This is a genomic window from Amycolatopsis sp. NPDC051903, assembly GCF_044452505.1.
Lineage (GTDB): Bacteria > Actinomycetota > Actinomycetes > Mycobacteriales > Pseudonocardiaceae > Amycolatopsis.
This window is the reverse complement of sequence record NZ_JBITBT010000029.1, coordinates 42,695-68,351: the sequence shown is the minus strand read 5'-3', so window position 1 is coordinate 68,351 and position 25,657 is coordinate 42,695. Positions and strand designations below refer to the sequence as shown.

The 25,657-nt window shown below is 71.9% G+C and carries 24 protein-coding genes; 7 read left to right on the top strand and 17 right to left on the bottom strand.

Annotated features, from left to right (window positions below; all coding sequences use genetic code 11):
- Window positions 1-7 precede the first annotated feature (7 nt).
- Together ACIA77_RS38550 and ACIA77_RS38545 are read left to right on the top strand one after the other, a co-directional pair.
- A complete protein-coding gene (locus tag ACIA77_RS38550) occupies window positions 8-544 on the top strand; it encodes a MarR family winged helix-turn-helix transcriptional regulator (protein ID WP_395891058.1) in 537 nt (178 codons plus the stop codon).
- Window positions 545-609: 65 nt separating this feature from the next.
- A complete protein-coding gene (locus ACIA77_RS38545; RefSeq protein WP_395891057.1) occupies window positions 610-1,155 on the top strand; it encodes a MarR family winged helix-turn-helix transcriptional regulator in 546 nt (181 codons plus the stop codon).
- A gap of 88 nt (window positions 1,156-1,243) precedes the next feature.
- Here the strand turns inward: ACIA77_RS38545 and ACIA77_RS38540 are convergent, their stop codons facing one another.
- Genes ACIA77_RS38540 through ACIA77_RS38530 form a run of 3 tightly spaced genes read right to left on the bottom strand, consistent with a single transcriptional unit; the run spans window position 1,244 to window position 3,601 of the window.
- Window positions 1,244-2,008: an ABC transporter permease gene (locus ACIA77_RS38540; protein ID WP_395891056.1), complete on the bottom strand. Its 765-nt coding sequence runs from the start codon at window positions 2,006-2,008 to the stop codon at window positions 1,244-1,246.
- Entirely contained in the window at window positions 1,998-2,774 is a 777-nt protein-coding gene (locus ACIA77_RS38535; RefSeq protein WP_395891055.1) for an ABC transporter permease, read from the bottom strand. Before ACIA77_RS38535 ends, ACIA77_RS38540 begins: the two co-directional genes overlap by 11 nt.
- Complete coding sequence (locus ACIA77_RS38530) at window positions 2,771-3,601, bottom strand: ABC transporter ATP-binding protein (RefSeq protein WP_395891054.1); 831 nt, start codon at window positions 3,599-3,601, stop codon at window positions 2,771-2,773. Before ACIA77_RS38530 ends, ACIA77_RS38535 begins: the two co-directional genes overlap by 4 nt.
- A gap of 234 nt (window positions 3,602-3,835) precedes the next feature.
- On the opposite strand from ACIA77_RS38530, the gene ACIA77_RS38525 reads away from it, so the two are divergent.
- The 3 genes from ACIA77_RS38525 to ACIA77_RS38515 are packed head-to-tail and all read left to right on the top strand — an operon-like array spanning window position 3,836 to window position 6,953.
- Window positions 3,836-4,798, top strand: a complete 963-nt coding sequence (locus ACIA77_RS38525; protein ID WP_395891053.1) for an ABC transporter substrate-binding protein — start codon at window positions 3,836-3,838, stop codon at window positions 4,796-4,798.
- 14 nt (window positions 4,799-4,812) lie between these two features.
- Window positions 4,813-5,748 (top strand): alpha/beta fold hydrolase, encoded by a 936-nt coding sequence (locus tag ACIA77_RS38520; protein WP_395891052.1) that lies wholly within the window; start codon window positions 4,813-4,815, stop codon window positions 5,746-5,748.
- A gap of 17 nt (window positions 5,749-5,765) precedes the next feature.
- The gene (locus tag ACIA77_RS38515; protein WP_395891051.1) at window positions 5,766-6,953 is read left to right on the top strand and encodes an FAD-dependent oxidoreductase; all 1,188 of its coding nucleotides are present in this window, start codon (window positions 5,766-5,768) and stop codon (window positions 6,951-6,953) included.
- A 136-nt stretch (window positions 6,954-7,089) separates the two neighbouring features.
- Here ACIA77_RS38515 and ACIA77_RS38510 read toward each other — a convergent pair whose 3' ends face one another.
- The 6 genes from ACIA77_RS38510 to ACIA77_RS38485 form a co-directional block, all read right to left on the bottom strand.
- A complete protein-coding gene (locus tag ACIA77_RS38510; RefSeq protein WP_395891050.1) occupies window positions 7,090-7,896 on the bottom strand; it encodes a thioesterase family protein in 807 nt (268 codons plus the stop codon).
- A gap of 87 nt (window positions 7,897-7,983) precedes the next feature.
- Entirely contained in the window at window positions 7,984-8,826 is an 843-nt protein-coding gene (locus tag ACIA77_RS38505) for an amidohydrolase family protein (RefSeq protein WP_395891049.1), read from the bottom strand.
- Entirely contained in the window at window positions 8,823-9,860 is a 1,038-nt protein-coding gene (locus tag ACIA77_RS38500) for an Ldh family oxidoreductase (RefSeq protein ID WP_395891048.1), read from the bottom strand. The genes ACIA77_RS38505 and ACIA77_RS38500 overlap by 4 nt, the downstream gene beginning before the upstream one ends.
- Window positions 9,857-10,603, bottom strand: a complete 747-nt coding sequence (locus ACIA77_RS38495; RefSeq protein ID WP_395891047.1) for an MBL fold metallo-hydrolase — start codon at window positions 10,601-10,603, stop codon at window positions 9,857-9,859. Before ACIA77_RS38495 ends, ACIA77_RS38500 begins: the two co-directional genes overlap by 4 nt.
- Complete coding sequence (locus ACIA77_RS38490) at window positions 10,600-11,955, bottom strand: MFS transporter (protein WP_395891046.1); 1,356 nt, start codon at window positions 11,953-11,955, stop codon at window positions 10,600-10,602. The genes ACIA77_RS38495 and ACIA77_RS38490 overlap by 4 nt, the downstream gene beginning before the upstream one ends.
- Before the next feature lie 14 nt (window positions 11,956-11,969).
- Window positions 11,970-13,049 (bottom strand): isocitrate/isopropylmalate dehydrogenase family protein, encoded by a 1,080-nt coding sequence (locus ACIA77_RS38485; protein WP_395891045.1) that lies wholly within the window; start codon window positions 13,047-13,049, stop codon window positions 11,970-11,972.
- A gap of 180 nt (window positions 13,050-13,229) precedes the next feature.
- Between ACIA77_RS38485 and ACIA77_RS38480 the strand changes: the two genes are divergently transcribed.
- Window positions 13,230-14,402 carry a citrate/2-methylcitrate synthase gene (locus ACIA77_RS38480; RefSeq protein WP_395891044.1) on the top strand — a complete coding sequence of 391 codons (1,173 nt, stop codon included), beginning with the start codon at window positions 13,230-13,232 and terminating at the stop codon, window positions 14,400-14,402.
- 10 nt (window positions 14,403-14,412) lie between these two features.
- Here the strand turns inward: ACIA77_RS38480 and ACIA77_RS38475 are convergent, their stop codons facing one another.
- Window positions 14,413-16,251, bottom strand: a complete 1,839-nt coding sequence (locus tag ACIA77_RS38475) for a bifunctional sugar phosphate isomerase/epimerase/4-hydroxyphenylpyruvate dioxygenase family protein (RefSeq protein ID WP_395891042.1) — start codon at window positions 16,249-16,251, stop codon at window positions 14,413-14,415.
- Window positions 16,238-17,110 (bottom strand): shikimate dehydrogenase, encoded by an 873-nt coding sequence (locus ACIA77_RS38470; protein WP_395891108.1) that lies wholly within the window; start codon window positions 17,108-17,110, stop codon window positions 16,238-16,240. Before ACIA77_RS38470 ends, ACIA77_RS38475 begins: the two co-directional genes overlap by 14 nt.
- A gap of 148 nt (window positions 17,111-17,258) precedes the next feature.
- Between ACIA77_RS38470 and ACIA77_RS38465 the strand changes: the two genes are divergently transcribed.
- On the top strand, window positions 17,259-17,921 hold the full coding sequence (locus tag ACIA77_RS38465) for a TetR/AcrR family transcriptional regulator (RefSeq protein WP_395891041.1): 663 nt from the start codon (window positions 17,259-17,261) through the stop codon (window positions 17,919-17,921).
- Window positions 17,922-17,926: 5 nt separating this feature from the next.
- Here ACIA77_RS38465 and ACIA77_RS38460 read toward each other — a convergent pair whose 3' ends face one another.
- The 6 genes from ACIA77_RS38460 to ACIA77_RS38435 all read right to left on the bottom strand — a co-directional run bounded on the left by ACIA77_RS38460 (window position 17,927) and on the right by ACIA77_RS38435 (window position 25,639).
- Window positions 17,927-18,694: an N-acyl homoserine lactonase family protein gene (locus ACIA77_RS38460; protein ID WP_395891040.1), complete on the bottom strand. Its 768-nt coding sequence runs from the start codon at window positions 18,692-18,694 to the stop codon at window positions 17,927-17,929.
- Entirely contained in the window at window positions 18,691-20,049 is a 1,359-nt protein-coding gene (locus ACIA77_RS38455) for an MFS transporter (RefSeq protein WP_395891039.1), read from the bottom strand. The genes ACIA77_RS38460 and ACIA77_RS38455 overlap by 4 nt, the downstream gene beginning before the upstream one ends.
- A 174-nt stretch (window positions 20,050-20,223) precedes the next feature.
- On the bottom strand, window positions 20,224-22,152 hold the full coding sequence (locus ACIA77_RS38450) for a S9 family peptidase (protein ID WP_395891038.1): 1,929 nt from the start codon (window positions 22,150-22,152) through the stop codon (window positions 20,224-20,226).
- Window positions 22,153-22,162: 10 nt separating this feature from the next.
- On the bottom strand, window positions 22,163-23,617 hold the full coding sequence (locus tag ACIA77_RS38445) for an amidase family protein (protein WP_395891037.1): 1,455 nt from the start codon (window positions 23,615-23,617) through the stop codon (window positions 22,163-22,165).
- On the bottom strand, window positions 23,614-24,378 hold the full coding sequence (locus ACIA77_RS38440) for a putative hydro-lyase (protein WP_395891107.1): 765 nt from the start codon (window positions 24,376-24,378) through the stop codon (window positions 23,614-23,616). The genes ACIA77_RS38445 and ACIA77_RS38440 overlap by 4 nt, the downstream gene beginning before the upstream one ends.
- A 28-nt stretch (window positions 24,379-24,406) precedes the next feature.
- Window positions 24,407-25,639, bottom strand: coding sequence for an NRAMP family divalent metal transporter (locus tag ACIA77_RS38435; protein WP_395891036.1), 1,233 nt, complete (start codon window positions 25,637-25,639; stop codon window positions 24,407-24,409).
- Window positions 25,640-25,657: the final 18 nt, after the last annotated feature.

The window sequence follows — 25,657 nt, the reverse complement described above, 5'->3', positions numbered from 1 at the left end:
CAGTCCCATGAACGACGCAATGCGCGCCTACACCAAGTGGGCCGACATCGGCGACGCCAAGCGCAGCCGCGAGTTCCAGGCGTACGTGAAGAACATCGCCGACGCGCGCTACGTCACGCGTCGCGTGCTGCGGATCGTCGACGAGCAGGCGAAGCACCACGGCCTGGAACCCCTGCTGCACCAAGCGCTCCTGCAGGTGTACGGGTCCAACGAGGCGCGCGGCATCACCGTCAGCACGCTGGCGGCGCGGCTCGACGTGGCCGCGGCCTTCGCGTCGCGCATGGTGCGCCGCCTGGAGGAAATGGGCCTGGTGACGCGCGAGGCGTCCGAGAGCGATCGCCGCGCCACCAACGTCGTCGCCACCGAAGCCGGCGCGCAGAAGCTCGCCGAGATCGACGACGAGGTGCACCACAGCGTCGCGTTCCTGCAGCACCAGCTGCGCGAAGACGAGCGGCTGTCGGCGCTGTCGATCTTCGCCTTCTACGTGGGACTCGACCCCGACTCGGCCATCGCCGAAGCCATCCGCGCGGCCGCCGAATCCTGAGCTCTCCCCTGATATAGTGTCCTCAGGTCAATGACCTGAAGATGCCATCACGGAGGGGGATCACGGTGGAGGACGGGACCGCCGAGCTGCTCGCCTTGTGGGGGAAGGGCGCGCACGCGGCGAGCGACCTCGACTTCGCCAACCACGTCAAGGCCATCGCCCACGCGCGGTTCGTGCTACGCAAGATCCTGCGGCTGCTCGACGAGCAGGCGATCGCGGGCGGGCTGCAGCCGCTGCAGCACCAGGCGCTGCTGCAGATCTTCGGCGCCGAGGGCCCGCTGCCGGTGAACAAGGTCGCCGACCGGCTCGACATCGCGCCGGCGCTCGCGTCGCGGCTGGTGCGCCAGCTCGAGGAGAAGGGGCTCGTGCACCGCGCCCGCATCCCCGACGACCGCCGGGTGATCGCCGTGCACGCCTCGGAGGCCGGCATCGAAGCGCTGCGCAACATCGACAACGCGGTGCACCACCACGTGAACCACTTCCAGCGCCAGCTGTCCGACGAGGGCAAGTTCGGCGCGCTGGCCACGTTCTCCTTCTACCTCGGGCTGGACTCCGACCCGCGGCTCGCGCTGCTGCTCTCGGCCGCGGGCCGGCAGGCGCACCACCACTGAGGTTTCGTCCCCACCGCGGTGTTCCGCACCCGGCGAAGGGCCTTCGGCCGGGTGTGTCCACACCGGACCGAAGGCCCTTCGCCGGGCTTCAGTGCTGCGGGCGGTACCGCAGCAGGAAGCCTTCCACGGCCGACACCAGCATGTTGATCACGAGCGCCACGAGGCCGACCACGACGACGAGCCCGTAGACCTGCGCCGACTGGAAGTTCTGCTGCGCGGTCTCCATCAGCTTGCCCAGCCCGGACACCTGCGTGCTGATCTCGACCACGAGCACCAGCACCAGCGTGAGCGGCGCGGCGATCTTCACCCCGAGCAGCAGCCCGGGCACGATCGAGGGCAGGTGGATCTTGCGGAACGCCGCGAACTTCCCGAGCCGCAGGCTCGAGGCGACGTCGGAGAGGATGGTGTCGGCCTCCTTCGCCGACGCCCGCACCTGCAGCAGCACGGGCCACAGCGCGCCGAACACCACCACGTAGAGCTTCATCGACTCCGTGTAGCCCACGATCAGCACGGCCAGCGGCACGAGCGCGACACCCGGCAGGAACCGGAAGTACTCGAGGATCGGGCCGAGCAGCCGTTCCGCGATCGGCACGCGGCCGATCAGCAGGCCGAGCACCGCGCCGAGCGCGGTGGCGGCCAGCAGCGACAGCACGAACGTCTCGAGCGTGGCGAGCAACCCGGTCAGCAGCGCACCGCCGGAGGTGAGCTCCAGGGTCTGCGTGAACCACGCCGACGGCGGCGGGAAGAAGGTGCTCGAGCTGTCACCGACGACCTGCCACAGCACCAGCAGCAGCGCCAGCGGCAACAGCCCCCGCAGGGGCGCGACCCCGGACTTGCGGGTTTTACGCGGCATCGTCGCCTCCCCGGACGGCTTGACGGGCGCCCGGCACGAACCGCAGCGCCCACACGAGAACGAAGTTGAGCACGATGCCGAGCACCCCGGTCAGCAGGATGTAGGAGAACATCGCGGCCGGGCGCAGCGACTGCTGCTGCTCGACGAGCGCGTAGCCGATGCCCGCCGGGTCGCCGACGATCTCGGCGACGATGGCCAGCACGAGCGCCGCCGACAGGCTCAGCCGCAGCGCCACCACGATCTTCGGCAACGCCGTCGGCAGCGCGAACTTCACGATCTTGGCGACCGGCGAGAGACCGAGGGTGCGCGCGAGGTCCTGGTGCACCGGGTTCACGCCGCGCACGCCGTCGATCGTGCTGATGGCCACCGGCCAGATCGCGACCCAGGCGGCGATCACGATCTCCATCTCCACCGTCTGCGCCAGCAGGATCACCACGATCGGCACGAACGAGATCGCGGGCAGCGCGCGCAGGACCTCCACCGAAGCCATGCCGTAGGTCCACGCGGGACGGACGAGCCCGAGCAGCAAGCCGAGCAGCAGGCCCAGAACCGAGCCCAGCGCCCAGCCGCCGAGGCACGCGGCGAGCGTGTGCGCGGTGTCGGTGGCGAGCTCGCCGGAGGTGATCAGGTCCACTGTGGCCGACCAGATGTCCGACGGCGCCGGAATGTTGTCGTACGGCAGCAGTCCGGTCGATTTCACCAGCTGCCACAGCAGGATCGCGACGACCGGGACGACGAACCCGGCCAGCCGCCGGCCGGCCCTCACTGCGGCTCCGAAACGCGCGAGGCCTCGGACTCCGCGCGCAAGGCCTCGTACACGCGGTGGCGCGCGGCGAGGTAGGCCGGGAGTTCCTTCGTGGCCACCTGGTCGCGCGGGCGCGGCAGGTCGATGGCCAGCTCACGCCCGACCGTCGCGGGCCGGCCGGCGAGCACGAGCACGCGGTCGGACAGGTACACGGCTTCGTCGATGTCGTGGGTCACGAACACGACCGTGGCGCCGGTGACGGCGGCGACCTTGAGCAGCTCGTCCTGCAGCTGCGCCTTGGTCATCGCGTCGAGCGCGCCGAACGGCTCGTCCATCAGCAGCACTTCGGGGCGCATCACGAGCGCCCGCGCGATCTGCACGCGCTGCTGCATGCCACCGGAAAGCTGCCACGGGTAGTCCTTCCCGCGGTCGCCGAGGCCGACCAGCTCGAGCGCTTCGCGCACGCGCTCGTCGCGTTCGGCCTTGCTCGTGCGGCCTTCCAATCCCAGCGCGACGTTGCGTTCCACCGTGCGCCACTGCAACAGCGACGCGGCGTAGTTCTGGAACACGATGCCGACGCCGGAGGGCGGGCCGGTGATCTCTTCGCCGCGGAACCGCACGGACGAACCCTCACCCGGGGAGAGGAGACCGGCGAGGATCCGCAGCAGGGTCGTCTTCCCGGTGCCGGACGGACCGAGGATGCTCAGGAACTCCCCCTGCGCGCAGGAGAATCCGACGTCCTCGAGCACCCGCAGGACCCGGTCCCGGGTGCGGTACTCGACGAACAGCTTGCTGCACGAAAACGCATCCGCCGTCTCGGTGGCCGGTGCGCTGGCTTCTACGGTCACGGGCTCGGGACCTCCTTCAGGGCTGGCGTTGGCCATGATGGGCGTCTACCTTCCACACGTCAATGACTTGAGTAGTGCTTTTTGGTCTTCGATCCAGCCTTAACAGGGCTGTTACCAAGGGCCTGAGCTGGAGCATTGAGCAATTAGCTAACTTGAGTTACTGTCCCTGCTCAACTACTTCGGATAGTGAACCAGTACACGATCCCCAATCCACCCCCATCCCACGGAGGCGTCATGAGGGGCACCCGCATCACCGCGCTGGCCACCGCACTGCTCGCCGGCGCGCTCGCCGTTTCCGCGTGCAGCGGCTCCAGCGGCTCCACGTCCTCGAGCGACGGCACCATCCGCGTGGCGCTGAACAACACCAACGACTCGCTCGCCGTTCTCGTCGCGCAGCAACAGGGTTTCTTCGCCAAGCACGGCATCAAGGGCGTGAAGACGACGACGCTCAACGACATCACGCTGGTGCCCTCGCTGCTGGGCAAGCAGTACGACCTGGGCTTCAGCGTCGCGCCGATCATGCTGCGCGCGTCGTCGTCCGGAGTGCCGCTGGTGGCCGTGTCGGGCAACAACGGCGACTCGCCCGAGGACCAGAGCGTGCAGATCTTCGTGCGCCCGGACATCACCGACGTGAAGCAGTTGCGCGGCAAGCGGATCGGCTCGCCGACGCTGACCGGCAACATCAACATCTCGACCAAGGCGTGGCTGTCGAAGAACGGCGTGGACCCGGCCGCGGAGCAGTTCGTGCAGGTGCCGACGCCGAACATGATCGACGAACTGAAGGCCGGGCAGGTCGACGCCGTCGAGGTGATCAACCCGTTCATCACCGTCGGCAAGCAGGCCGGCATGCGCAGCCTCGGCGACCCGGAGCGCGCGCTGAGCCCCAATTACCTCGGCGGCACCTACTGGGTCGCGACGAAGGACTGGACGCAGGCGAACGGCAAGCTCGCCGACGGGTTCAAGGCGGCGATCCAGGACGCGGCGCAGTGGATCAAGGGCAACACCGACGGGGCGTACGCGGCGTCGGCCGCCTACACGAAGGTGACCGCCGAGCAGGCCAAGAAGTCGCCGCTGGGCGAGTTCACCACCGAGGTGTCGGAGGGCGACCTCAAGATCTGGGGCGACGCGATGAAGCAGTTCGGCGGGTTCGGCGGCACCGTCGACTACAGCAAGCTCGTCTACACCGGCTCGAAGTGACAGGAGCACCTGACTTGTCCACAACGGACTCCGTGGCCGCGGCGGTGACCTACCGTCCCGCCGAAGCGCCTTCGTCCCTGCACGACTTCCACGCCCCCGAAGGCGTTTCGCTGCAGTACTACGAGATCACCTCCCTCGACGGCCGCAGCGGGCCGGCCGCGCACCTGGTGCCGGCCGAGCCGCTGCCGGACGCGCCGCTCGTGCTGAGCGTGCACGGCAGCGGCGGCAGCATCGGCAGCCTGCCGGTGCGCACGCTGGCGCTCGGGCTGAGCGCCCGCGGCGTGCCGGTGCTGGCGATCAACACGCGCCAGTCGGGTGAGGCCGTGAACACGGACAACTACTACGCGACGGTGCGCGACATCGAGGCCGCGTACTGGACGGCACGCGCGCTCGGGTACTCGAAGATCGTGCTGCACGGCCACAGCCTCGGCACGTCGCAGGTGTCGCTGTTCGCCGCGACGCACTGGCACGAGACCACGGCCGGCGTCGTGCTGACGGGGATGTTCGCGGACCTGCCGTGGAAGTCGCGGCACCTGCTGATCAACGACGAGGCGACCTACCGCGCGCTCACCGAGGAAGCGGTGGCGGCCGTGCGGGCCGGCGACTTCGGGCGCACGCTCTCGACGGAGATGTCGTGGCTCGGCGGGCGCTCGGTTCCCGTGACGGCGCAGCACTTCCTGACCTACCGGCGCACCGGGATCGCGGGCGCGCGCAGCCTCGACTGGGTCGCGCGCGTGCCGAACCCGATCCTCATGGTGCGCGACGAGCACGACACCGTGATCCACGACTTCGAACCCGGCTGGCTGGAGGCGGCGCTCGAACACGGGCTCTCGCCATCGGTCACGTCGGTGTCGCTGCCGTCGCCGGAAGGCACGGAAGGGCACCGCTTCGACGGCTCCTCGGAGTCGCTTGTGGACACCGTGGCCGGCTGGCTCGCGAAACTCGCCTGAAAGGGGAAAGAACAGCAATGGGACAGCGTGTTGTGGTCGTGGGCGCGGGTCCGGTGGGCGCGGTGTTCGCGCTCGCGGCCGCCCGGCGGGGGTTCGACGTGACGCTGCTGGAAGCGGAGCAGGCGGTCGAGGACGCCCCGCGCGCGGCGACGGTGCACCCCTCGACCCTCGCGATGCTCGGTGAGCTGGGCCTGATGGACGAAGTGGTCCAGCGGGGGCTCGTCGCGCGGTACTTCGACTTCTGGGACCGGCCCGAGCGTTCGCTCATCACGCGGCTGGACCACGACGTGCTGCGCGACGTGACCCCCTATCCGTTCGTGGTCCAGATCGAGCAGCACAAGATCGTGAACATGGTGCTGGAGCGGCTGTCCGGAGTGGACGTCCGGTTCGGCGCCGGCGTCACGGGCGTGACGCAGACCGCGGACTCCGTCACGGTGCACACCGACGCCGGCCCGATCACCGCGGACTACGTCGTGGGCAGCGACGGCGGGCGCAGCACCGTGCGCAAGGCGCTCGGGATCGAGTTCGAGGGCTACACGTGGCCCGAGCGGTTCCTCGTGCTCACCACGCTGTTCGACTTCCAGTCCGAATTGGACTGCAGCTACCGCAACTACTGGGCCGACCCGCGCGAGTGGGTCAACCTCTTCAAGGTCGCCGGCGACGACGGCAAGGGCCGCTGGCGCGCGGTCTTCCCCACCACCGTCGGCGAAACCGACGAGGAAGCCGTCGGGGACGAAGGCGCGCGGTCGCGGCTCGAGGGCCTGGCGCTGTCGGCCAACCCCGCCGACCAGCTCGTGCACCGCAAGCTGTACAACGTGCACCAGCGCGTGGCGAAGGACTTCCGCTCCGGCCGCGTCTTCCTCGCCGGCGACGCCGCGCACGTGAACAACCCCATCGGCGGCCTCGGCCTCAACTGCGGCATCCACGACGCCGTCGAGCTGGCCGCTTCCCTGCACGAATTCGCCGGCAGCGGCGACGAAGCCGTGCTGGACCGCTACACCGTCCGCCGCCGCACGGTGAACATCGAGTTCGTCCAGCAGCAGACGGTGACCAACAAGCGCCGCCTCGAGGAGAAGGACCCCGTGCGGCGCAAGGAACGGCTGGCGGAACTCGCGGCGCTGGGCGACGATCCCGCGCTGGAGCTGAAGTTCCTGATGAACTCGTCGCTGCTCAACAGCGTCGCCCGCGCGGCGTCGCTCGGCTGAGCCGCAGGCGGGGGCGCTTCCCGGCGGGGAGCGCCCCCGCCTCCCTCGGCCCTGGGCCTTCTGCACCGTGCGCTGGAAGAACTCCTCGGCGATCTCCGGCGTGATCGTGCTGCCGTCGCACCGCCCGCCGGGCGCCTCAGCCGAGCCGGATGCCGGCGAGCTGGGTGCCCTGGGCGACCAGCGTGCCGGTGCTGTCCCAGAGGTGGCAGGACTCGTCGACGCGGCCGTCGGCGATGAGGTGGGCCCGGTGCAGGACGCGCAGCGGGCCCGGGGCCGGGGCCGGGCGGGCGCGGACGTAGGCCGTCAGTTCGAGGGTCGGGACCCAGCCCGTGGCGGCGATGTCGAAGGTGGCCGGTGGGAAGGCGTCGACGGCGAAGAGCAGGCTGACCGGGTCGAAGGGTTCGCCGCCGGGGAGGGTGAGGGTGCCGCGGAGTTCGCCGTGGCCGGACGGGCCGGCGGAGAAGACGCGGGCGCTCTCGGGATCGAAGCGGACGTCGATCTCTTCCATGATGGCGACGGGAACGCCGACCGGCGTGGTACTCGGGACGCGGAAGGTCGCCTCGGCGGCGAGCGGCGCCGGCGGGAGGCCGTCCTGCCAGTACGTGGCGCCGGGAACCAGGGTGCCGACGGTGAACAGCGCCTCCACGCACGTCTTGCCGTTCTGGACGAGCCGGCCGCGGACCTGGCTGGCGGCGCGGCCCGTGCGCAGGGTCTCGACCTCGACGTCGGCCGGGCCCGGGTCGGGTGAGCGCAGGTAGTGCGCGCTCGCGGCCAGGACGTCGGTGTGCTCGCGGTCGGCGACGGCCGCACGGCCGACGAGCGCGAGCAGGTACCCGCCGTTGGGCTTGCCCCCGATCGTCCACTGCGGGCTGATGTCCGCGTCGAACCCGCTGGGCGAGCGCCGCTTGACGGCGGACACCGCGGCGAAGGTCGTCGTGCTCACCGGCTCCTCCCGAGACTGGGTTGTTCCGCGCAACTTAGCTCGCAAACCGGACGAGCGCCCGCCGACTGAGACGGACGCCACCCGGTTTCAGAAGCCGTACAACCCGGCCGGGTTGTCCACGAGGATCCGCCGCCCCGCTTCCGGGCCGGTCCACTCCAGCAGCCGCGCCACGGCGCGCGCGTCGTCGATCGGCTCGAAGGGCTCGACCGTCAGGCGGTTCGCGGCCGTGCGCGGGCGGCCGCCGGTGTGCGGCCAGTCCGTGCCCCACAGCAGCCGGTCGCCCGCGGCGGCGACGAGGGCGGCGACCAGCGGTTCGACGTCGGTGTGGTCGGGCGCGGTGGAAATCCGGTGCGGCGCAGAGAGCTTGACGTACGCCGCACCGGATCGCAGGAGGTCGGTCAGCACGGACAGCCGACCGGGGCCCGCCGCGGCGGGTGCGAGGGCGAAGTGGTCGAGGACGACCGGCACGGGCAGCCGCGCGAGGTCGTCCGCCAGCGCCTCGACCACCGGCAACGACGTGAAGACCTGCAGGTGCCAGCCGAGGTCCGCGATCACCGCCGCGGTCGCACGCAGCGGCGCGACCGCCACCGCCGGGTCGTCGACCGCGAAGGTCGCCAGGTTCACGCGCGCGCCCCGCACCCCCAGCGCGTGCCACTGTTCGAGCGGCGGCGCGTCGGCCGGGTCGAACACCACGACCCCGCGGGCGCGGTCGCCGCGGCTGCGCAGCTGGTCGAGCAGGCACGAGTTGTCCGTGCCGTACGGGCTCGGCTGCACGAGCACGGCCCGGCTCACACCCAGCCGCCAGTGCAGCTCGTCCAGCTGCTCCCCGCTCGCCGCGCCGGGCGTGTAGGCCCGGTCGGCGGCGTACGGGAAGCGCGGGTCGAACACGTGCACGTGGCAGTCGCAGGCACCCGACGGCACGGCGGTCACCGCACAGTGCCCGCGAACTCGGACAGCCGCGCGAGCACCCCGTCCTCGACGGGCACGCCGTCGCGCAGCTGCCGGCGGTAGCGCGCGAGCTCGAGCTCACCCGGCAGCCGCACCGGCTGAGCCGGGTCGGCGGGCGGGGTGGTGTGCAGGATGCTCGCGAAATCGGCCATCCGCTCGCCCAGCTCGGGACCGGGCACGAGCTTCGTCGCGTCGATCAGGAAGAACACGTGGCCGAGGTTCTGCGGCTGCTCGGGGTCGGCGCTCCACGAGCTGATGCGCGTGAGGTACCCGGCGCCCGAGAGCACGCCGGCGAACAGGTCGACCATCACCGAGAGGCCGTACCCCTTGTGCCCGCCCAGCGGCTGCAGGAACCCCTCCAGCGCGGCGGCCGGGTCCGTCGTCGGCTTGCCGTCGCGGTCGGTGGCCCAGGTGTCCGGAATGGACTCCCCCGCCGCCGCGGCCGCGCGGATCTTGGCGCGCGCCGCCACGCTCATCGCGATGTCCAGCAGCACCGGGTCACCGCCCGGCGCCGGCACGCCGATGCCCAGCGGGTTGTTGCCCAGCCGCGCCTCGCGCCCGCCCCACGGCGCGATCGTCGTGGTCGCGTTGCTCGCGATGATCGCGGCGAACCCCTGCTCCGCGGCGCGGAACAGGTAGGGCATCACCGGGCCGAAGTGGTTGCTGCCGCGGACGAACGCCGCGCCGAGGCCGGTCGCGCGGGCGCCGGCCAGCGCCGCGTCGAGCGCGTGCGACCCGACGAGCGGGCCGATGCCGTTCGCACCGTCCACTCGCGACAGCGCGGGCGCGACCGGCTCCACGGTCACCTTCGCGTGCAGGTCGACCCCGCCCACGCGGGCGCGGTCGAGGTACTGCGGGATCCGCGCGACGCCGTGCGTGCGGATCCCGAAGAGGTCGGCGAGCACCAGTACGTCGGCGACCCGGGCGGAGTCCTCTTCGGACATCCCGTTCCCCGCCAGCGCGCGGGCCGCGAGGCCGCGCAGTTCCTCGGCGGTGATCTGGGTGTCGCCGGTCATCGGTTTCCTTCTCCTTCGGTGAGGTCGAACTCGGTGGTCGCGGCGAGGTCTTCGCCGAACCACGAACGGATCCCCGCCTTGCGGGTGTCCGTGTAGGACGGACGGCCGTCGTGCCAGCGCATCGGCACGTCGTGGCCGGGCACGAGCAGCGTGTCCGGGTGTTCCCGCCACAGGTCGAGGATCTTGCCCACGGACGCGCGGCTCGCGTCGCGGTCGAGCGTCATGTCGACGTCGCCGCTCAGCAGCTCCGCGCGGTTCTTCGCGGCGTCACCGCTGAACAGCACGGATCCGCCGACGCGGTAGACCGTCGAACCGGGGGTGTGCCCGGGCGTGGCGAACGCCTCGACGCCCGGCAGGATCTCTCCGTCACCCGCCACGCGGCGGGTCCGCGGGTTGCTCGCCAGGTCGGCCGCGTACAGCTCGGGCAGCGGGTCGAAGGCCGGTTCCCGGCTCGCCGCCCACTCCAGCTCGGCCGCGCCGACCCACACGGTGGCCCGCGGGAACAGCAGGTAGTTCGCGGCGTGGTCGTAGTGCGCGTGGGTGAGCAGGACGTCGGTGACCTCGTCCGGCGCCACGCCGTGGGCGGCGAGCCGCTGCGCGAGCAGCGACCGCATCCCGAACGAGCCGGTGTCGGCGAGGAGCAGCCGGTCGTCGTGGCGCACGAGCGTCACGCTGCTCCAGCCGAGGCCACCGTGCTGCGCGCTCTTGCCCGGGTAGCCCTGGGTCAGCGGGAGGATCTTCACCGCGCCTCCGGCGCCACCGCGCCGGTCACCGGGACCGCCGCCTCGTCGTGGTCGAACGTGCGCCGCGCGAAGAACGCGACGACCGCCGTGATCAGGCCGAGCGCGGCCAGGTACACCCCGAGGCCGTACGGGCCGCCGGTGACGTCGTTGAGCCACACGCCGATGATCGGGCCCGTGCCGCCGAACACGGCCTGCGCCACGTTGTAGGCGAGCGCGCCCGCGGTGACGCGCACGGCCGTAGGGAAGATCTGGCTGATCGCCAGCAGCGCCGGCAGCGCGAGCAGCCCCTTGCAGGCGCCGATCAGGGCACCGCCGGTGAACGCGCCCACCCCGCCGCCGGCCGCGAGCGCCAGCGACGGCACGGCGAGGATCGCGACCACCAGCCCGCACAGGCTCAGCGCCTTGCGCAGGCCGATCTTGTCCGCGACCGGGCCCATCACGAGCGAGCCGGCGATGACCAGCACGTTGCTCACGATGGTCGCGTTGTAGGCCTCGGTGCTGTCGAGCTTGCCGACGTTGATGAGGAACGTGGTCAGGAACGACGTGATGGTGGTGCTCAGCAGCGCGTAGCTGGCGGTGCAGACGATGAAGATGACGATGGGCACCCAGTGCAGGCGCAGGGCGTCGCGCAGCGGCGTGGCCGTCTCCTTCGCCTTCGCGCGCGCCTTGGCCAGCATCTCGAACTCCGGGCTCTCCTCGACCCGCGAGCGCAGGTACACGCCGAACGCGGCGAGCGGCAGCCCGACGAGGAACAGGATGCGCCAGCCGAACGTCTGGTACTCGTCCTTGGTCAGGAAGCTCGAGAACACCCGGGCCAGCAGCGAGCCGCACAGGATGCCGATGAACGTGGTGGCGATCAGCGAGCTGACGTTGCGGGCGCGCCGGCCCGCCGGGCTGTGCTCGAACACGAAGCTGATCGCGCTGGCGTACTCACCACCGGCGCCCATCGACTGAGCCAGCCGGCACACCAGCAGCAGCACCGGCGCCAGCAACCCGATCTGCGCGTAGGTCGGCAGCACGCCCATGAGCGCGGTGCCGAAGCAGGTGAACAGGATCGAGATCGACAGCGCGCGGCGGCGGCCGTACTTGTCGCCGATCCAGCCGAAGAAGATGCCGCCGATGGGGCGGGCGATGTAGCCGAGCGCGAACACGGCGTAGGTGTTGAGGAGCGCGACCGCGGGATCGTTGCCGGGGAAGAACTTCGCGGCGATGATCGTGGCGACGACGCCGTAGACGCCCCAGTCGTACCACTCGGCGAAGTTCCCGGCCGACGCCGCGATGATGATGCGGCGCCGGCGGGCGCCGGTGAACTCGAGCTCGGTGTTCATGTCGGGGGTTTCCGTTCTCTTCATCGGGACCGGTCTGTTCAGGAAGCCGGGGAGATGCGGCCCGCCACGGCTTCGGCGACGGCCCGGGGGCCGCCCGCCGCCGAACCGTCGGGCCGGAGCGTGATGTCGCCGCCCTCGAGGGCACCGGCGACGGCCGCGCGCACGAGGTCGCCCTCGGCGGTGTGGTGGAGGTGGTCGAGCATCATCGCCGCGGCGAGGATCTGCCCGATCGGGTTCGACAATCCCTTGCCGGCGATCGAGGGCGCGCTGCCGTGGATGGGCTCGAAGTACGCGCTGACGTCGCCGATGTTGCCGGAGCCGCACAGCGAGATCCCGCCGACGGTCGCGCCGCCGAGGTCGCTCAGCACGTCGCCGAGGAAGTTCTCCATCACCAGCACGTCGAAGTCGCCGGGCCGCAGCACGAGCGCCTGCGCGGCGGCGTCGGCGTAGAGCACCTCGGTCTCGATGTCCGGGTACTCGGCGGCGACCTCGAAGAAGATCTCGCGGAACAGCGCGTGGCTGCGCAGCACGTTGCTCTTGTCCACGCAGGTCACGCGGTGCTTGCCGTCGCTGGGCGCCCCGCCGCGTGCGGCCGCGAGCTCGAACGCGCGGCGGCAGATGCGCAGCGTGCCCTCGCGGGTGGCCATGAGCGTGTCTGAGACGGCCCAGCGGTTGCCGACGCCCTTGCCGCGCGAGGCGTACAGGCCTTCGGTGTTCTCGCGGACGATGACGTAGTCGATGCCGCCCGCCTGCACCCCGCCGAGCGCCGAGGTGACGCCGGGCAGCAGCAGCGCGGGGCGGACGTTGGCGTACGCATCGAGCCCGATGCGCAGGATGCCGCCGAGCAGGCCGGCTTCGGTGCCGTCCGGGAAGCGCACGTCGGGTAGCCCGACGGGGCCCTTGAGCGTGGCCGCGACGCCGGTGCGCAGGTACTCCAGGTCTTCGGGCGAGCAGGCCACGCCCGTGCGGCGGTAGGTGTCGGCGCCCGCGTCGACGTCGGTGTAGCGCAGCTCGAAGCCGGCCCGGCCGCTCACCGCGCCCAGCACGGTGAGCGCGGCGTCGACCAGCTCGGGGCCGATGCCGTCCCCGCGGATGACGGCGATGTCGTGAACCTGCACTGGCGCTCCACCTCGAAAATCAATATAATCAACATTGAGCATCAACATTGACGAGAACGACGAGACCGTAGTTGTGGTCCGAATCCCTTGTCAACCCGATGTTTCTGTTCCGTGACAAGGATTCGCGGTCACTAGACTTGCCGCGAGCCGAAGTTCGCGCAGGAGGAGGGGTCACCACACGTGAGCACCGACACGGAGGTGCTGTCCATCGCCGAGGCCGCCGACGTCCTCGGGGTCAAGCAGAGCACGGTCTACGCCTACATCAGCCGTGGCCTGCTGAAACGCCACCGCCTCCCCCGCGACCGGCGCAGCTGGCTCGCGCGCAGCGAGGTCGAGGGCTTCGGGCAGCGCAAGGGCACGCGGACGCTGCTGCGCGACGACGAGCCGACCGCGTTCACCGAGGTGAGCGAGGTCGCGCGGCTCGACGGCGACGCGCTGCTCTACCGCGAACGCGACGCCGTGGAGCTCGCCCGCACCGCGTCCTACGAAGAGGTGGCCGAGCTGCTGTGGGGCCAGGACGAAGCCGCGGCCCCGCGTGAGCTCGAACCGGAGCTGGTCACGGCCATCCGGCGGCTGCAGGACACGATGCCGGAGACGAGCCTGCCCCTCGACCGGCTGAAGGTCACGGCCACGCTGCTGGGCGCGCGCGATTCGTTCCGCTACGACCTGTCCGTGCCGTCGGTCCTGGCGGCGGCGCGCACGATGGCACCGGCGTTCGTGGAGGCGCTGCCGCAGCCGGGCGCGGAGTGCGAACGCGGCCGGCCCATCGCCGAACGGCTGTGGGGCCGGCTCACGGCCGAACCGGCGTTACCGGAACGGATCGCGGTGCTCTCGGCCGCGCTGGTGCTGCTCGCCGACCACGGGCTCGGCCCGTCGACGCGCGCGGTCCGCGAGGCCGCGGTCAGGGCGGCGGACCCGTACTCGGCGGTGCTCGCGGGCATGAGTGTCGCGAGTGGACTGTTGCTGGGCGGCGGTTCGTCCCTGGCCGTGCAGGCGTGGCTGGGCGACATCACGTCGCCCGCGTCCGTGTCCCGGGTGCTCGAACAGCGGCTGCTGCGCGGCGACCGGCTCTCCGGCTTCGGACAGCCCCGCTACCGCAGCCACGACCCGCGTGCTGCCGAGCTGCTGCGCCTGCTGGCCGAGGCGCCCGCCGACCCGGAACGGCTGGAGATCGTCGAAGCCGCCATCGACCTCGTCCGGCGCCGGCGCGACCTCGAGCCCAACGCCGAGTTCGCGCTCGGCGCCCTGTGCTTCGTGCACGGCATGGCCGAGGGCGCCGGCGAGGCGGTGTTCGTGATCGCCCGCACGGCCGGGTGGATCGCGCACTCCCTGGAGACCTACACCGTCCAGTGAGGACAGTGGCTCACCGCGCGGCCAGGCGGCTGCGGCGGTGGGCGGCCATCCGGACCGGGGCGTTGGCGGCACCGTAGCCCGCGTAGCCGTCGATGCGCTGCAGGACCTCGAAGAACACGCGTCCGCCGAGGACTTCGGTGAAGAAGTGCAGCAGCACGCCGTGTTCGTCGCGGTCGTAGAGGATCGAGTGCGCGCGAAGGGCGTCGAGCAGATCCGGTGGCGGGGCGGAGCGGGCGTCGAGGTCGTCGTAGTAGTTGTCCGGAATGGACAGCAGCGGCGCGCCCGCTTCGCGCGCGGCACGGGCGGCGGCGAGCGCGTCGTCCGTGGTGAACGCGATGTGCTGCGGTTCGCGCACGCCGGGCGCCCAGTCGCCGCGGCGCAGCAGCGCGGAGTCGAGCGCGATGCGCACCGCACCGTCCCCGCCGGAGACCGTACGGCTGCGGACGAGCCCGAACGGCGCCGCGAATTCCGTGACCGGATCCGGTTCGAGACCCAGGACCGCGCGGTAGAACAGCGCCGCCTCGTCGAAGTGGTCGAACGGCTGGGTCAGCGACACGTGGTCCACCCCCGTCAGCCCGGCTTCCGCGGTTTCGGCGGGCAGCACCGCGAAATCGTCGAGCCAGCTCTCGCCTGGACCGGTGCGGCAGAAGAACACCGACGTCCCGTCGGGCGCGGCGACCGCGGACAGGTCGGCTTCGCCCGCGCTGTGCTGCCGCGGCAGGACGGGCGCGAGCAGCCGCTGCGCCCGCTCCGCCGACGCGGGCGGGTCCGCGCTCTCCACCGCCAGCGCGGCCACCGACGCGGTCCCCTCCGCCGCACCGGCCCGCGAGTTCAGCAGGATCCGCGCCGAACCCTGCTGCCACAACGCGACGGGTTTCGTCCGGTGCTGCCCCACGTGCGCGAAGCCGAGCGCCCCCAACGCGTCGCGCACCTCGGCGCCCGCCGCGCCGTCGACGGCGAGCTCCGTGAACGCGTGCCCGCTCACGGCCGGCGCGGGCGGCAAGGCGGTGGCACCGAGCGATTCCTCCAGCGCCAGCAGGGATCGCATGGCGTCGACCGCGGCCGGACGCGGATCGGCCTGGCGGAACACGTCGTTGAACACTTCCAGCGACAGCGGCCCGCGGTACCCGGCGGCGCGCACGTGGCCGGTGAACGCCGCCAGGTCGAACGCGCCCTGCCCCGGGAAGAGCCGGTGGTGGCGGCTCCACTGCAGCACGTCCATCTCCAGCCGCGGCGCGTCGGCCAGCTGCAGGAAGAACAGCTTGTCGCCCGGGATCGTCCGGATCGCGGCGGGATCGCTGCCGCGGGAGAGGATGTGGAAGCTGTCGAGGCACAGCCCGAGCGCGGGGTGCGCGGCCCGGCGCACGATCCGCCACGAATGGTCGTACGTGTTCACGAAGCGGCCCCACGCCAGCGCCTCGTACGCGATCCGCAGCCCGCGCCCGGCCGCGTGCTCGGCCAGGGTGTGCAGCTGCTCGGCCGCGAGGTCGTCGTCGTCGACCGCGTCCGGCGACACCGACGAGCACACGAGCATCGTGTCCGCGCCGAGCTGCTCCATCACGTCGAACTTCCGCTCGGCGCGGCGCAAGTTCGCCGCCAGCACGGCCGGCGGCACCGCTTCGAAATCGCGGAAGGGCTGGTAGAGGTCGACCGACAGGCCGAGCTCGGCGCAGCGCTCGCGCACCTGCTTGGGCGACCACGGCGAGGCGATCAGGTCGTTCTCGAAGATCTCCACGCCGTCGAAACCGGCGGCCGCGGCGGCGGTGAGCTTGTCCTCGAGCGTGCCCGACAGGCACACGGTGGCGATCGCACGCCGGCTTTCGAGGGGCTGGGGGTCAGTCGAGGACATCGGCGGGTTCCCTTTCTCCGGGGTCGGCGAGCCGGTCGAAGTGGCGGCGCATGCGCGCGGCGTCGGGTTCGGCACCCGTGAACAGGGCGAGCGCCTCGGCGGCCTGGAACACGGCCATGCGCCCGCCGTCGAGCACGCGGCACCCGCGTTCGCCCGCGACGCGCACGAGCTCCGTCTCCAGCGGCCGGTACACCACCTCCGCGACCCACAGGCGCGGGTCCAGCAGGGCGGCGGGCACCGGCAGGCCGGGGTGCGCGGCCATCCCGACGGGGGTGGCGTGCACCAATCCGTCGGCCGCGGCGAGCGCTTCCTCGAGCGGGCCCCCGGCTGTCGCCCGTCCGGCACCGAAGCGGTCGCAGAGGGCGGCGGCGAGCACGCCGGCCCGCGCCGCGTCGAGATCGAGCACGCGGACGCGGCCCGCGCCGAGCGTCAGCAGGCCGTGCGCGACCGCCGCACCGGCGCCACCCGCGCCGAGCAGCACGACCGAGTCCAGCGGCACGCCCGGCAGCCCGGTTTCGAGGCCACGGGCGAAACCCGACCAATCCGTGTTGTGCCCGGCCGCCGCTCCGTCGCGGAACACCACCGTGTTCACGGCGGCGAGCGCGGCCGCGTCGGCCGACAGCTCATCGAGGTGTGCGAGCACGACCTGTTTGCACGGGTGCGTCACGTTGAGCCCGGCGTACCCCGCGGCGCGCGCGGCCGCCACGACGTCGCCGGCGGCGCTCGCGGGCAGGCCCCACTCGTCGAGGTCGAAGCGGGCGTAGGCGAGCCGCAGCCCGAGGCGCCGGGCCTCGGCCTCGTGCAGCGGCGGGCTCAGCGACGGGCCGATGCCCGAGCCGACGAGCCCGGCGAGCACCACACCGGGTCCGGTGCGGCGGGCGTGCTCGCGGACGGCGTCCACGACCGTGGCTGGGGACAACGGGGTTCCTTTCGACGTGGTGGCGGTGCCGCGCGGGTCGCGCGGCCTAGAGTGGGAGGAGATCCATCTGCCGGGAGAAGGGAAGTCCGTGGCCGCACCGTCGCCCGAAGACGCCACCGGGAAGGCTGCCGAGCGCCAGCGCGACGCCGAGCGGACCAAGGCCGAGATCCTCGACGTCGCCGCGGCGGAGTTCGCCGAGAAGGGCTACGACGGCGCCCGCGTGGAGGAGATCGCCGCGAAGACCCGCACCACCAAGCGGATGATCTACTACTACTTCACCAGCAAGGACCAGCTCTTCGTGACGGTGCTGGAGCGGGCCTACACGGTGATCCGGACCCTCGAGCAGAGCCTCGACGTCGACCACCTCGACGCGGTGGACGCGATCCGCCAGCTCGCCGAGCTCACCTTCGACCACCACGAGTCCCACCCGGACTTCGTGCGGCTCGTGAGCATCGAGAACATCCACCGCGCCGAGCACATCGCCCGGTCGAGCACGCTCTCGACGCTCGCGAACCCGGCGCTGGACGTGCTCACCCGCATCCTCGAACGCGGCCGCGCCGCCGGGCTCTTCCGCGCCGACGTCGACGCGCTCGACGTGCACATGGCGATCAGCGCGTTCTGCGTGTTCCGCACCGCCAACCGCTACACGTTCAACGCGATCTTCGGCCGCGACATGCTCGACCCGGCCACGCGCGAGCACCACCGGCGCATGCTGGGCGACCTGCTCGTGAGCTACCTGACCGCGCGCTGACCCGCTCACGCGATCCTCGCGATCCGGCCGGAGGAGTCCGTCGGGTACCGCTCCAGCACCCGCGGATCGTGGCCGGGCAGGAAGATCCCGGACGGCCCGGCCAGCTCGCGGATGCGGTCGAACCCGCCGTACACGCCCGTCGTGGAGTGCAGCAGCGGCGCCGGGTGGTCGGCTTCGAGGTTCTCGTAGAAGTGGCTGGCGTCCGACGCGACGACGACCGGGCCGGCCGCGGTCGCGATCCGCACCACCTGCGTGCCGGCGGTGTGCCCGCCGACGAGGTGCACGGTCACGCCGGGCACGACCTCGGCGTCGCCGTCGACGAGCCGCAGCCGCTCGCCCGCGGCTTCGAGCCGGCGGAGCTCCACTTCGTCGCAGAGCCAGTGCTCGCGCGTGATCCGCTTGGCCCACGGGCCCGTCCAGTAGTCCACTTCGGACTGCTGGACGGTGCGGACCGCGCGGGGGAAAGCGCTCGCCGTGCCGGCGTGGTCGTAGTGCAGGTGCGTCAGCACGACGTGGTCCACCGCCTCCGCGCCGACCCCGAACCCGGCCAGCAGGCGCACCGGGTCGGTGTAGTCGAGGCCGGGCACCCGCGCCGCGCGCTCGGGCCGCAGGCCGGCGTCGACGAGCACCGTGTGCTCCGGCGACCTCGCGAGCCACACGTAGTACGCGGTGGGGTGCGGCTCGGCGGAATCCGGTGCGTGGCCGAGGAAGTGGTCACCGCGGACACCGTCGCGCCGGGCGTAGCACAGGGCGTGGACCTCGAACTCGCTCACGGCCGGACGCCGACCTCGCTCCCCCGGGTCTGCCGGGCCGACGGCTGCTTGAGCCCGAGCAGCGCGGTCGGCACGCGGTAGGTCTCGCGGCCGGTCGCCACGGCGATGGCGTTGACCACGCACAGCCCGGCGGTGAAGATCGCGACCCCGAGCCACGCGCCTTTGCCGGCACCGGCGACCGCGGCCGCCACGCTGGGCAGGAACCCGCTGATGGCGAACCCGATCTGCGTGCCGATCGCCGTGCCCGACAGCCGCACGCGGGCCGGGAACATCTCGCCGTAGAACGAGGGCCAGATCGCGCTCGTCGCCGTGTAGACGACGCCGAACATGCCGATGCCGAGCACGAAGATCCACACGTAGCTGCCCGCGGCGATCGCGCCGAGGTACCCGAAGATGAGCACCGCGCAGCCGAGCGAGCCCGCGATGAAGATGCGCTTGCGGCCCTTGCGGTCGGAAAGCTTGGCCCACAACGGGATCGAGATCACCGCGGCGACGTTGGCGAGCACGCCGACCCACAGCATCGGTGTCTTGCTCAGCCCCACCGTGTTGACCGCGTAGCTGAGCGCGTAGACGGTGAAGATCGTGCTGACCGAAGCGATCAGCGCGGCGACGATCACGCGCAGGACGTCGGCCCAGTGGTCGCGCAGCAGCACCGCCAGCGGCAGCCGGACGACCTCGCCCGCCGCGACCTCCTCGCGGAACACCGGCGTCTCCTCCACCGAGCGGCGGATGAAGTAGCCGACCGCGACCATCACGGCACTGAGCCAGAACGGCACGCGCCAGCCCCACGAGAGCAACGCGTCCTGCGGCAGCGCGGCCACGGGCAGGAACACCGCCGTGGCCACGATCTGCCCGGCCTGCGTGCCGCTGAGGGTGAAGGACGTGTAGTAAGCGCGGCGGTTCTCCGGCGCGTGCTCCAGGCTCATCGAGTTCGCGCTCGCCTGCTCACCGCCGGCGGACAGGCCTTGCAGCAGCCGCAGCGCGACGAGCAGGATCGGCGACGCGACGCCCATCGCCGCGTAGCTCGGCAGGCAGCCGACGAGGACCGTCGAGAGGCCCATGAGCAGCAGCGTCGCGATGAGCACGCGCTTGCGGCCGAACCGGTCGCCCAGGTGGCCGAGCAGCAGCGCCCCGAGCGGCCGCGTCACGTACCCGACGCCGAACGTCGAGAGTGCCAGCAACGTCCCGGCAGCGGGCGAGGACGACGGGAAGAAGATCTTGCCGAAGACCAGCGCTGCCGCGGTGCCGTAGATGAAGAAGTCGTAGTACTCGAGCGCGCTGCCGATCCAGGCGGCCAGTGCCGCCTTGGCAGGCCGGCCCGCGGCGGGGCCCGCCCGATCCGGACGACCGTTCACTGTTTTCTCCTCTGCGGTGCGCCGTTGCCTCGCCCGTCGGCTAATGTACCGAACGGTTAATTGAAGAGGGTGAAGGGTGGGCCGGGGGTTGTCAAGGACGAGTTTCGCCGCGGAGCCCGACTCGTGGCGCGGACACGGGAAAGCCCTGCCGGAGCGGGGCTTTCCCTTGGCCGGCTAGAGGTTCTCGATCTCGACGGGCTCGATGTCCTCGCCTTCGGGCAGCGGGAAGCCGAGGAGCTGGCCGTAGAAACCGAGTTCCGCGTCGAGGGCGCGGCGCAGGGTCTCGGCCTTGCGGAAGCCGTGCTGCTCCTCTGCGAACAGGAGGTAGGCGACCGGGACCTTGCGGGCGCGCAGGGCATCGACGATCAGCTCGGACTGGCGCGGCGTGACCACGGGGTCGTCGGCACCCTGCAGCACGAGCAGGGGCCGGCTGAAGGCGTCGACGTGGTGCAGCGGCGAGCGTTCGACGTACACGTCGCGCTTCTCGGGGTACGGGCCGATCAGCCGGTCGAGGTAGCGGCTCTCGAACTTGTGCGTCTCGGCGGCCAGCACCTCCAGGTCGGCGACGCCGAACAGGTCCGTGCCCGCGGCGAACGGCGTGTCCTCGCGGGCGAGCGCGACCAGCACGGTGTAGCCGCCGGCCGAACCACCGCGGATGAGCAGCTTGCCGCCGTCGACGCGGCCTTCGGCGGCGAGGTGGCGGACGGCGGCGATGCAGTCGGCGACGTCGAGCAGGCCCCACGTGCCGTGCAGCTGCTCGCGGTAGGCGCGGCCGAAGCCGGTGGAGCCCGCGTAGTTCACGTCCACGACGCCGAAGCCGCGGCTGGTCCAGTACTGGATCCCCAGTGCCAGCACGGGAACCGCGTGTGACGTCGGTCCACCGTGGACGAACACGAGCACCGGCGGCTTCGAGCCCTCGGGACCCGTGAAGCCGGGGTTCGCGGGCGGGTAGAACAGCGCGTGCGAGGTTCGTTCGCCCGAGGGGAAGTCGATGGCCTCGGGGGTCGCCACGAAGGCGGTGTCGAAGCCGGGGTCGTGGGGCTCGCGCACGGTCCGCACGGTGCCGTCGGCGGAGATCGTGGACACGCTCGGCTCGGCTTTCGGCGTTCCGGCGAGCACGAGCACGTCTTCGCCGGCCGGGCGGAGCGCGCTGATCGCGGTGAACGGCGTGGCCAGGTCGGTGATCGTACCGTCGGCCGTCGCGAGCGCGAGCCCGTCGAAGCCGCCGGACCAGCGGGCGAAGACCACGCGGTGGTCGGCCAGCACCACGTAGCGGCCCGTGCCGAGAGCCCAGCCCGGTACACCGATCTCGGCGTCGAGCAGGACCGCGGGCTCGACGGTGCGGCCGGGCCGCAGCCGGTAGAGGTTCCACCAGCCGGTGCGGTCGGACAGGAAGTACAGCGTGCCGTCGGCGTGCCAGCGCGGCTCGGAGACCGATTCGCCCGCGCCGCCGGCGACCACGGTCTCCTCCCCCGTCGCCAGGTCGCGCACGCGCAGCTCGGTCGAATCCCACGGCATGTCCGGGTGGTTCCACGCAACCCACGCGAGCCGGCTCGCGTCGGGCGAGAACCGCGGGCTCGCCACGAAGTCGGGGCCGGTCACGACGACCTCGGGCTCGGCGCCGCCGGTGAGCACCACGAGCTCGTTGCGCACGTCGACCGCGCCGCGGCCGTCCTTCGGGTGGTGCTCGCGGACGACGACCAGGCGCGTGCCGTCGGCGGTGAGGTCGCCGTCGGCGTACCGGTCCCCGCGGGGGACTTCGGGCTCCGGCGTCAGCGGTTCCGGCGCACCACCGGGCGCGAGCCGGTACAGCCGCTGGTCGGCCCAGTTGGCGAACCAGACGACCCCGTCGCGCACCCACCAGTCCGCCCCGCCGTACTCGTGGACCGAAGTGCGCGCCCCGAAACCGTCCGGCAGGAGGTCCTCGGTGGTCCCGTCGGGCGCCCGCCGCACCAGCTGCACGCGGCCGCCTTCCGACGGCCGAGCTTCCGACCACACGACGGCCTCGCCGTCCGCCCGCACGTCCGTCAGCCGGACAGCGGTCTTCGTGATCAGGTCGGCGGTGATCGGCGTGGCCCAGGAACCGAATTCGGAGATCTGCACGGCCGCCACGCTAGCCGATTCCCGCCGGGACCATCGCCGGGTTGACCTCCGAAGGCGGCCGGCGCAGCCGGGTTGCCCGCTCGTACGCGTAGGCGCACCCGACGAGCACCGGCTCGCTCCACGCCGGACCCAGGAACGTGATCCCGAACGGACGCCGTCCCGTGGCGCGATAGCCCGCCGGGACGCAGATCGACGGGTAGCCCGCCCGAGCACCGAGGTCGGCGCCCGAGTGGCCGGGGAAGAGCAGCGCCGTGAGATCACCTTCGCGCAGCACCCGGTCGACGCGATCCCGGCTGTCGGCGAGGTCGCGCGCGCGGTCGGCGAGGTACTGCCGCGTGTCGGCGCTGCCCGGGTCGAGGTCCATGGCCTGAGCAGCCGAGGCCCGCGTTTGCCCGAACTTCAGCGCGAGAGCCGCGTGCGCTTCGTTGTACGCGATGACGTCCGCGAGCGACCGGCACGGCGCGCCGCCGGGCAGAGCGGCCAGATAGGCGTCGAGGTCGCGTTTGAACTCGTAGGTCAGCACCGAGGAAGCGGCGCACTCCGGGTCGAGGGGTATCTCGGACACCATCGCGCCGCACGCTTCCAGAGCGGCCAGGGCCGCGTCCCAGAGCGCGCGATCGTCGTCGGGCACCTGGGCCGGCACGGCGCCGATGCGCGCCCCGCGCAGCGCGGTGGCCTCGAGATCGCCGGTGAAGTCGTGGCCGGTCAGCGGGTTCCCGGCCGTCGCCGGATCGCGGTGGTCGCGGCCGACGAGCACAGTCAGGAGCGCGGCCGCGTCGGCGACGGTACGGGCGATCGGGCCCGCGGTGTCCTGGCTCGCCGCGATCGGCACCAGACCCGTGCGCGGCACCAGGCCCACCGTCGGTTTGATCCCCACGACCGAATTCGCGCACGCCGGCCCGAGGATCGAGCCCGACGTCTCCGACCCCACCGCGAGCGGCGCGTACCCGGCCGCCACCGCGACGGCCGACCCGGAACTCGATCCGCTGGGCGGCTGGGACGTGTCGTACGGGTTGAGGACCTGGCCGCCGAGCGAGCTGTACCCGCCCGGCATCCCGCCGGTGAGGAAGTTGGCGAGCTCGGTGAGGTTTGTCTTGCCGAGGACCACCGCGCCCGCCCGGCGCAACGCGGTCACCAACGGTGCGTCGCCGGCCGGGCGCGACGAGGCGAGCGCGACTGAACCCGCGGTGGTGGGCAGGCCCTCGACGTCGACGTTGTCCTTCACGAGCACCGGAATCCCCAGCAGCCCGCCGCGCTCGCCCGCGCGCAGGCGCCGGTCGGCGTCCGCGGCGTCGGCGAGGGCGTGCGGGTTGATCAGCCGCACGGCGTGCAGGCCGGGGCCCCGGTCGTCGAGAGCGGCGATGCGGTCGAGGCACGCTCGCGCGAGCGAAACCGCCGAAAGCGAACCCGCGGCGAGCAGCTTCGCGAGCTGCTCGACCGTCACCGTCTCCAGGGCGGGGTTCACACGGCGAGCGTGTAGTCCGGCACGTCCGTGATGAACATGTACCCCGGCGCGTGCGTGATCGCGAAGGGCGGCTTCGACGTCATGATCGCGGCCTGCGGCGTGACGCCGCACGCCCAGAACACCGGCACCTCGCCCTCGCGGATGTCGACCGGGTCACCGAAATCCGGTTTGGACAGATCGGTGATCCCGAGCGCTTCCGGCGCTCCGATGTGGACGGGCGCGCCGTGCACGGACGGGAACTGGCCCGAGATCCGCGCGGCGTCGGCGACGCGGTCGGCGGCGATCGGGCGCATCGAGACGACCATGGGCCCGCTGAGCCGGCCCGCCGGGGCGCACTCGCGGTTGGTCTTGTACATCGAGACGTTGCGGCCCTCGGTGATGTGCCGGATCTCGATGCCGGCGGCGAGCATCGGCGTCTCGAACGTGAAGCTGCAGCCGATGAGGAAGGTGACGAGGTCGTCGTTCCAGTACTTCGTGACGTCGTCGGGTTCGTCGACCAGCTCGCCGTCACGCCAGACGCGGTAGGCGCCGACGTCGGTGCGCAGGTCGGCGCCCGCGGCGAGGTCCGTGTGGGGGCTGCCGGTGTCGGTGACGCCGATGATGGGGCACGGCTTGGGGTTGCGCTGGCCGAACAGCAGCGCGTCGTAGGCGTACTCGCGCGGCACGATGATCATGTTGGCCTGGGCGTAGCCGGGCGCCCAGCCGGCGGTCGGCACGCGAAGGCCGCCGCGGAACGCTTCGCGCGCTTCGGCCGGGTTCACAGCGGGGGTGACAGTCACAGAGAACTCCTCAGGAGAAGATCGAACCGAGTGAGGTCAGGGATTCGACGGCGGCGTACGCGGTGAACAGCCACGCCGCGAGGCCGACGCCGAGCAGCACCTTCGGGTAGCGGTAGCCCGCGATCAGGTCCCGGCGCCGCAGCGCGACCCACAGGATGATCGCCAGGCCGATGGGCAGCACCAGGCCGTTGATGGCGCCGGCGAACACGAGCATCGACTGCGGTGTCTGGCCGGCGGCGATGAAGATGATCGTCGCGATCCCGATCAGCACGATCACCGCGCGGTTGAAGTGCGTGCGCACCGGCTTCACGTACGACTGCAGGAACGTCGCCGTGGTGTAGGAGTTGCCGATCACGCTCGTCATCCCCGCGGCCCAGAACACCAGGCCGAACAGGTGCAGCCCGACCGTGCCGAACGCGGCGAGGAAGCTCGACCCGGCCGCGTCGTTCTTGTTCGCCAGCGTCGCACCCGTCGCGACGACGCCGAAGAAGCCGAGGAACAACACGATCCGCAGCACGCACGCCACCAGGATGCCCGTCCACGCACCGCGGTTGATGCGCTTGAGGTTCGAGACGCCGGTCAAGCCCGCGTCGATCAGCCGGTGCGCGCCGGAGTAGGTGATGAAGCCGCCGACCGTGCCGCCGATGAGCGTGAGGATCGGCAGGAACGGCAGGCCCTTCGGGTCGACGGTGCCCACCGCGGCCTGTCCGACCGGCGGCGCCGTCGCCACGACCAGCGTGATGATGAGCGCGATCTTCACGAAGCCCAGCACCACCATTACGCGGTCGACCGCGGTGAGCACCGAGTGGACCAGGAAGATCCCGATCGTGAGGATGCCGCTGATGGCGGCGCCGAGCCGCGGGTCGACGCCCAGCAGGTTGTGCAGGCCGAGCCCGGTGCCGGCGATGTTGCCGATGTTGAACACGACCGCGCCGAGCACCACGAACGCCGTGAGCACCTGGCCCGCGCCGGGGAACACCTTGCTCGCCAGGTCCTGCGCCCGCTGCCCGCTGATGCCGAGGATGCGCCACACGTTGAGCTGCACGGCGACGTCGATGATCATCGACACCACGACCGCGCACGCGAACGACGCTCCGTAGAGCACGGTGAACGAGGCGGTCTGGGTGATGAACCCCGGACCCGCCGCGCTCATGGCCATGAGCAGGGCCGCGCCGAACAGCGGCGGCACCCGCAGCCGGCCTGGCCGGGCCTGCCGGTCCTCGGTTCTGGTCACGCCGTCCATCCCACTCCTTGGTCGCGA

Bases quoted from the DNA above. Each gene is read 5' to 3' on its own strand.
- ACIA77_RS38550 (WP_395891058.1), top strand. From the start codon at position 8: ATGAACGACGCAATGCGCGCCTACACCAAGTGGGCCGACATCGGCGAC.
- ACIA77_RS38540 (WP_395891056.1), bottom strand. From the start codon at position 2,008: ATGCCGCGTAAAACCCGCAAGTCCGGGGTCGCGCCCCTGCGGGGGCTG.
- ACIA77_RS38525 (WP_395891053.1), top strand. From the start codon at position 3,836: ATGAGGGGCACCCGCATCACCGCGCTGGCCACCGCACTGCTCGCCGGC.
- ACIA77_RS38515 (WP_395891051.1), top strand. From the start codon at position 5,766: ATGGGACAGCGTGTTGTGGTCGTGGGCGCGGGTCCGGTGGGCGCGGTG.
- ACIA77_RS38500 (WP_395891048.1), bottom strand. From the start codon at position 9,860: ATGACCGGCGACACCCAGATCACCGCCGAGGAACTGCGCGGCCTCGCG.
- ACIA77_RS38490 (WP_395891046.1), bottom strand. From the start codon at position 11,955: ATGAAGAGAACGGAAACCCCCGACATGAACACCGAGCTCGAGTTCACC.
- ACIA77_RS38475 (WP_395891042.1), bottom strand. From the start codon at position 16,251: ATGTCCTCGACTGACCCCCAGCCCCTCGAAAGCCGGCGTGCGATCGCC.
- ACIA77_RS38435 (WP_395891036.1), bottom strand. From the start codon at position 25,639: ATGGACGGCGTGACCAGAACCGAGGACCGGCAGGCCCGGCCAGGCCGG.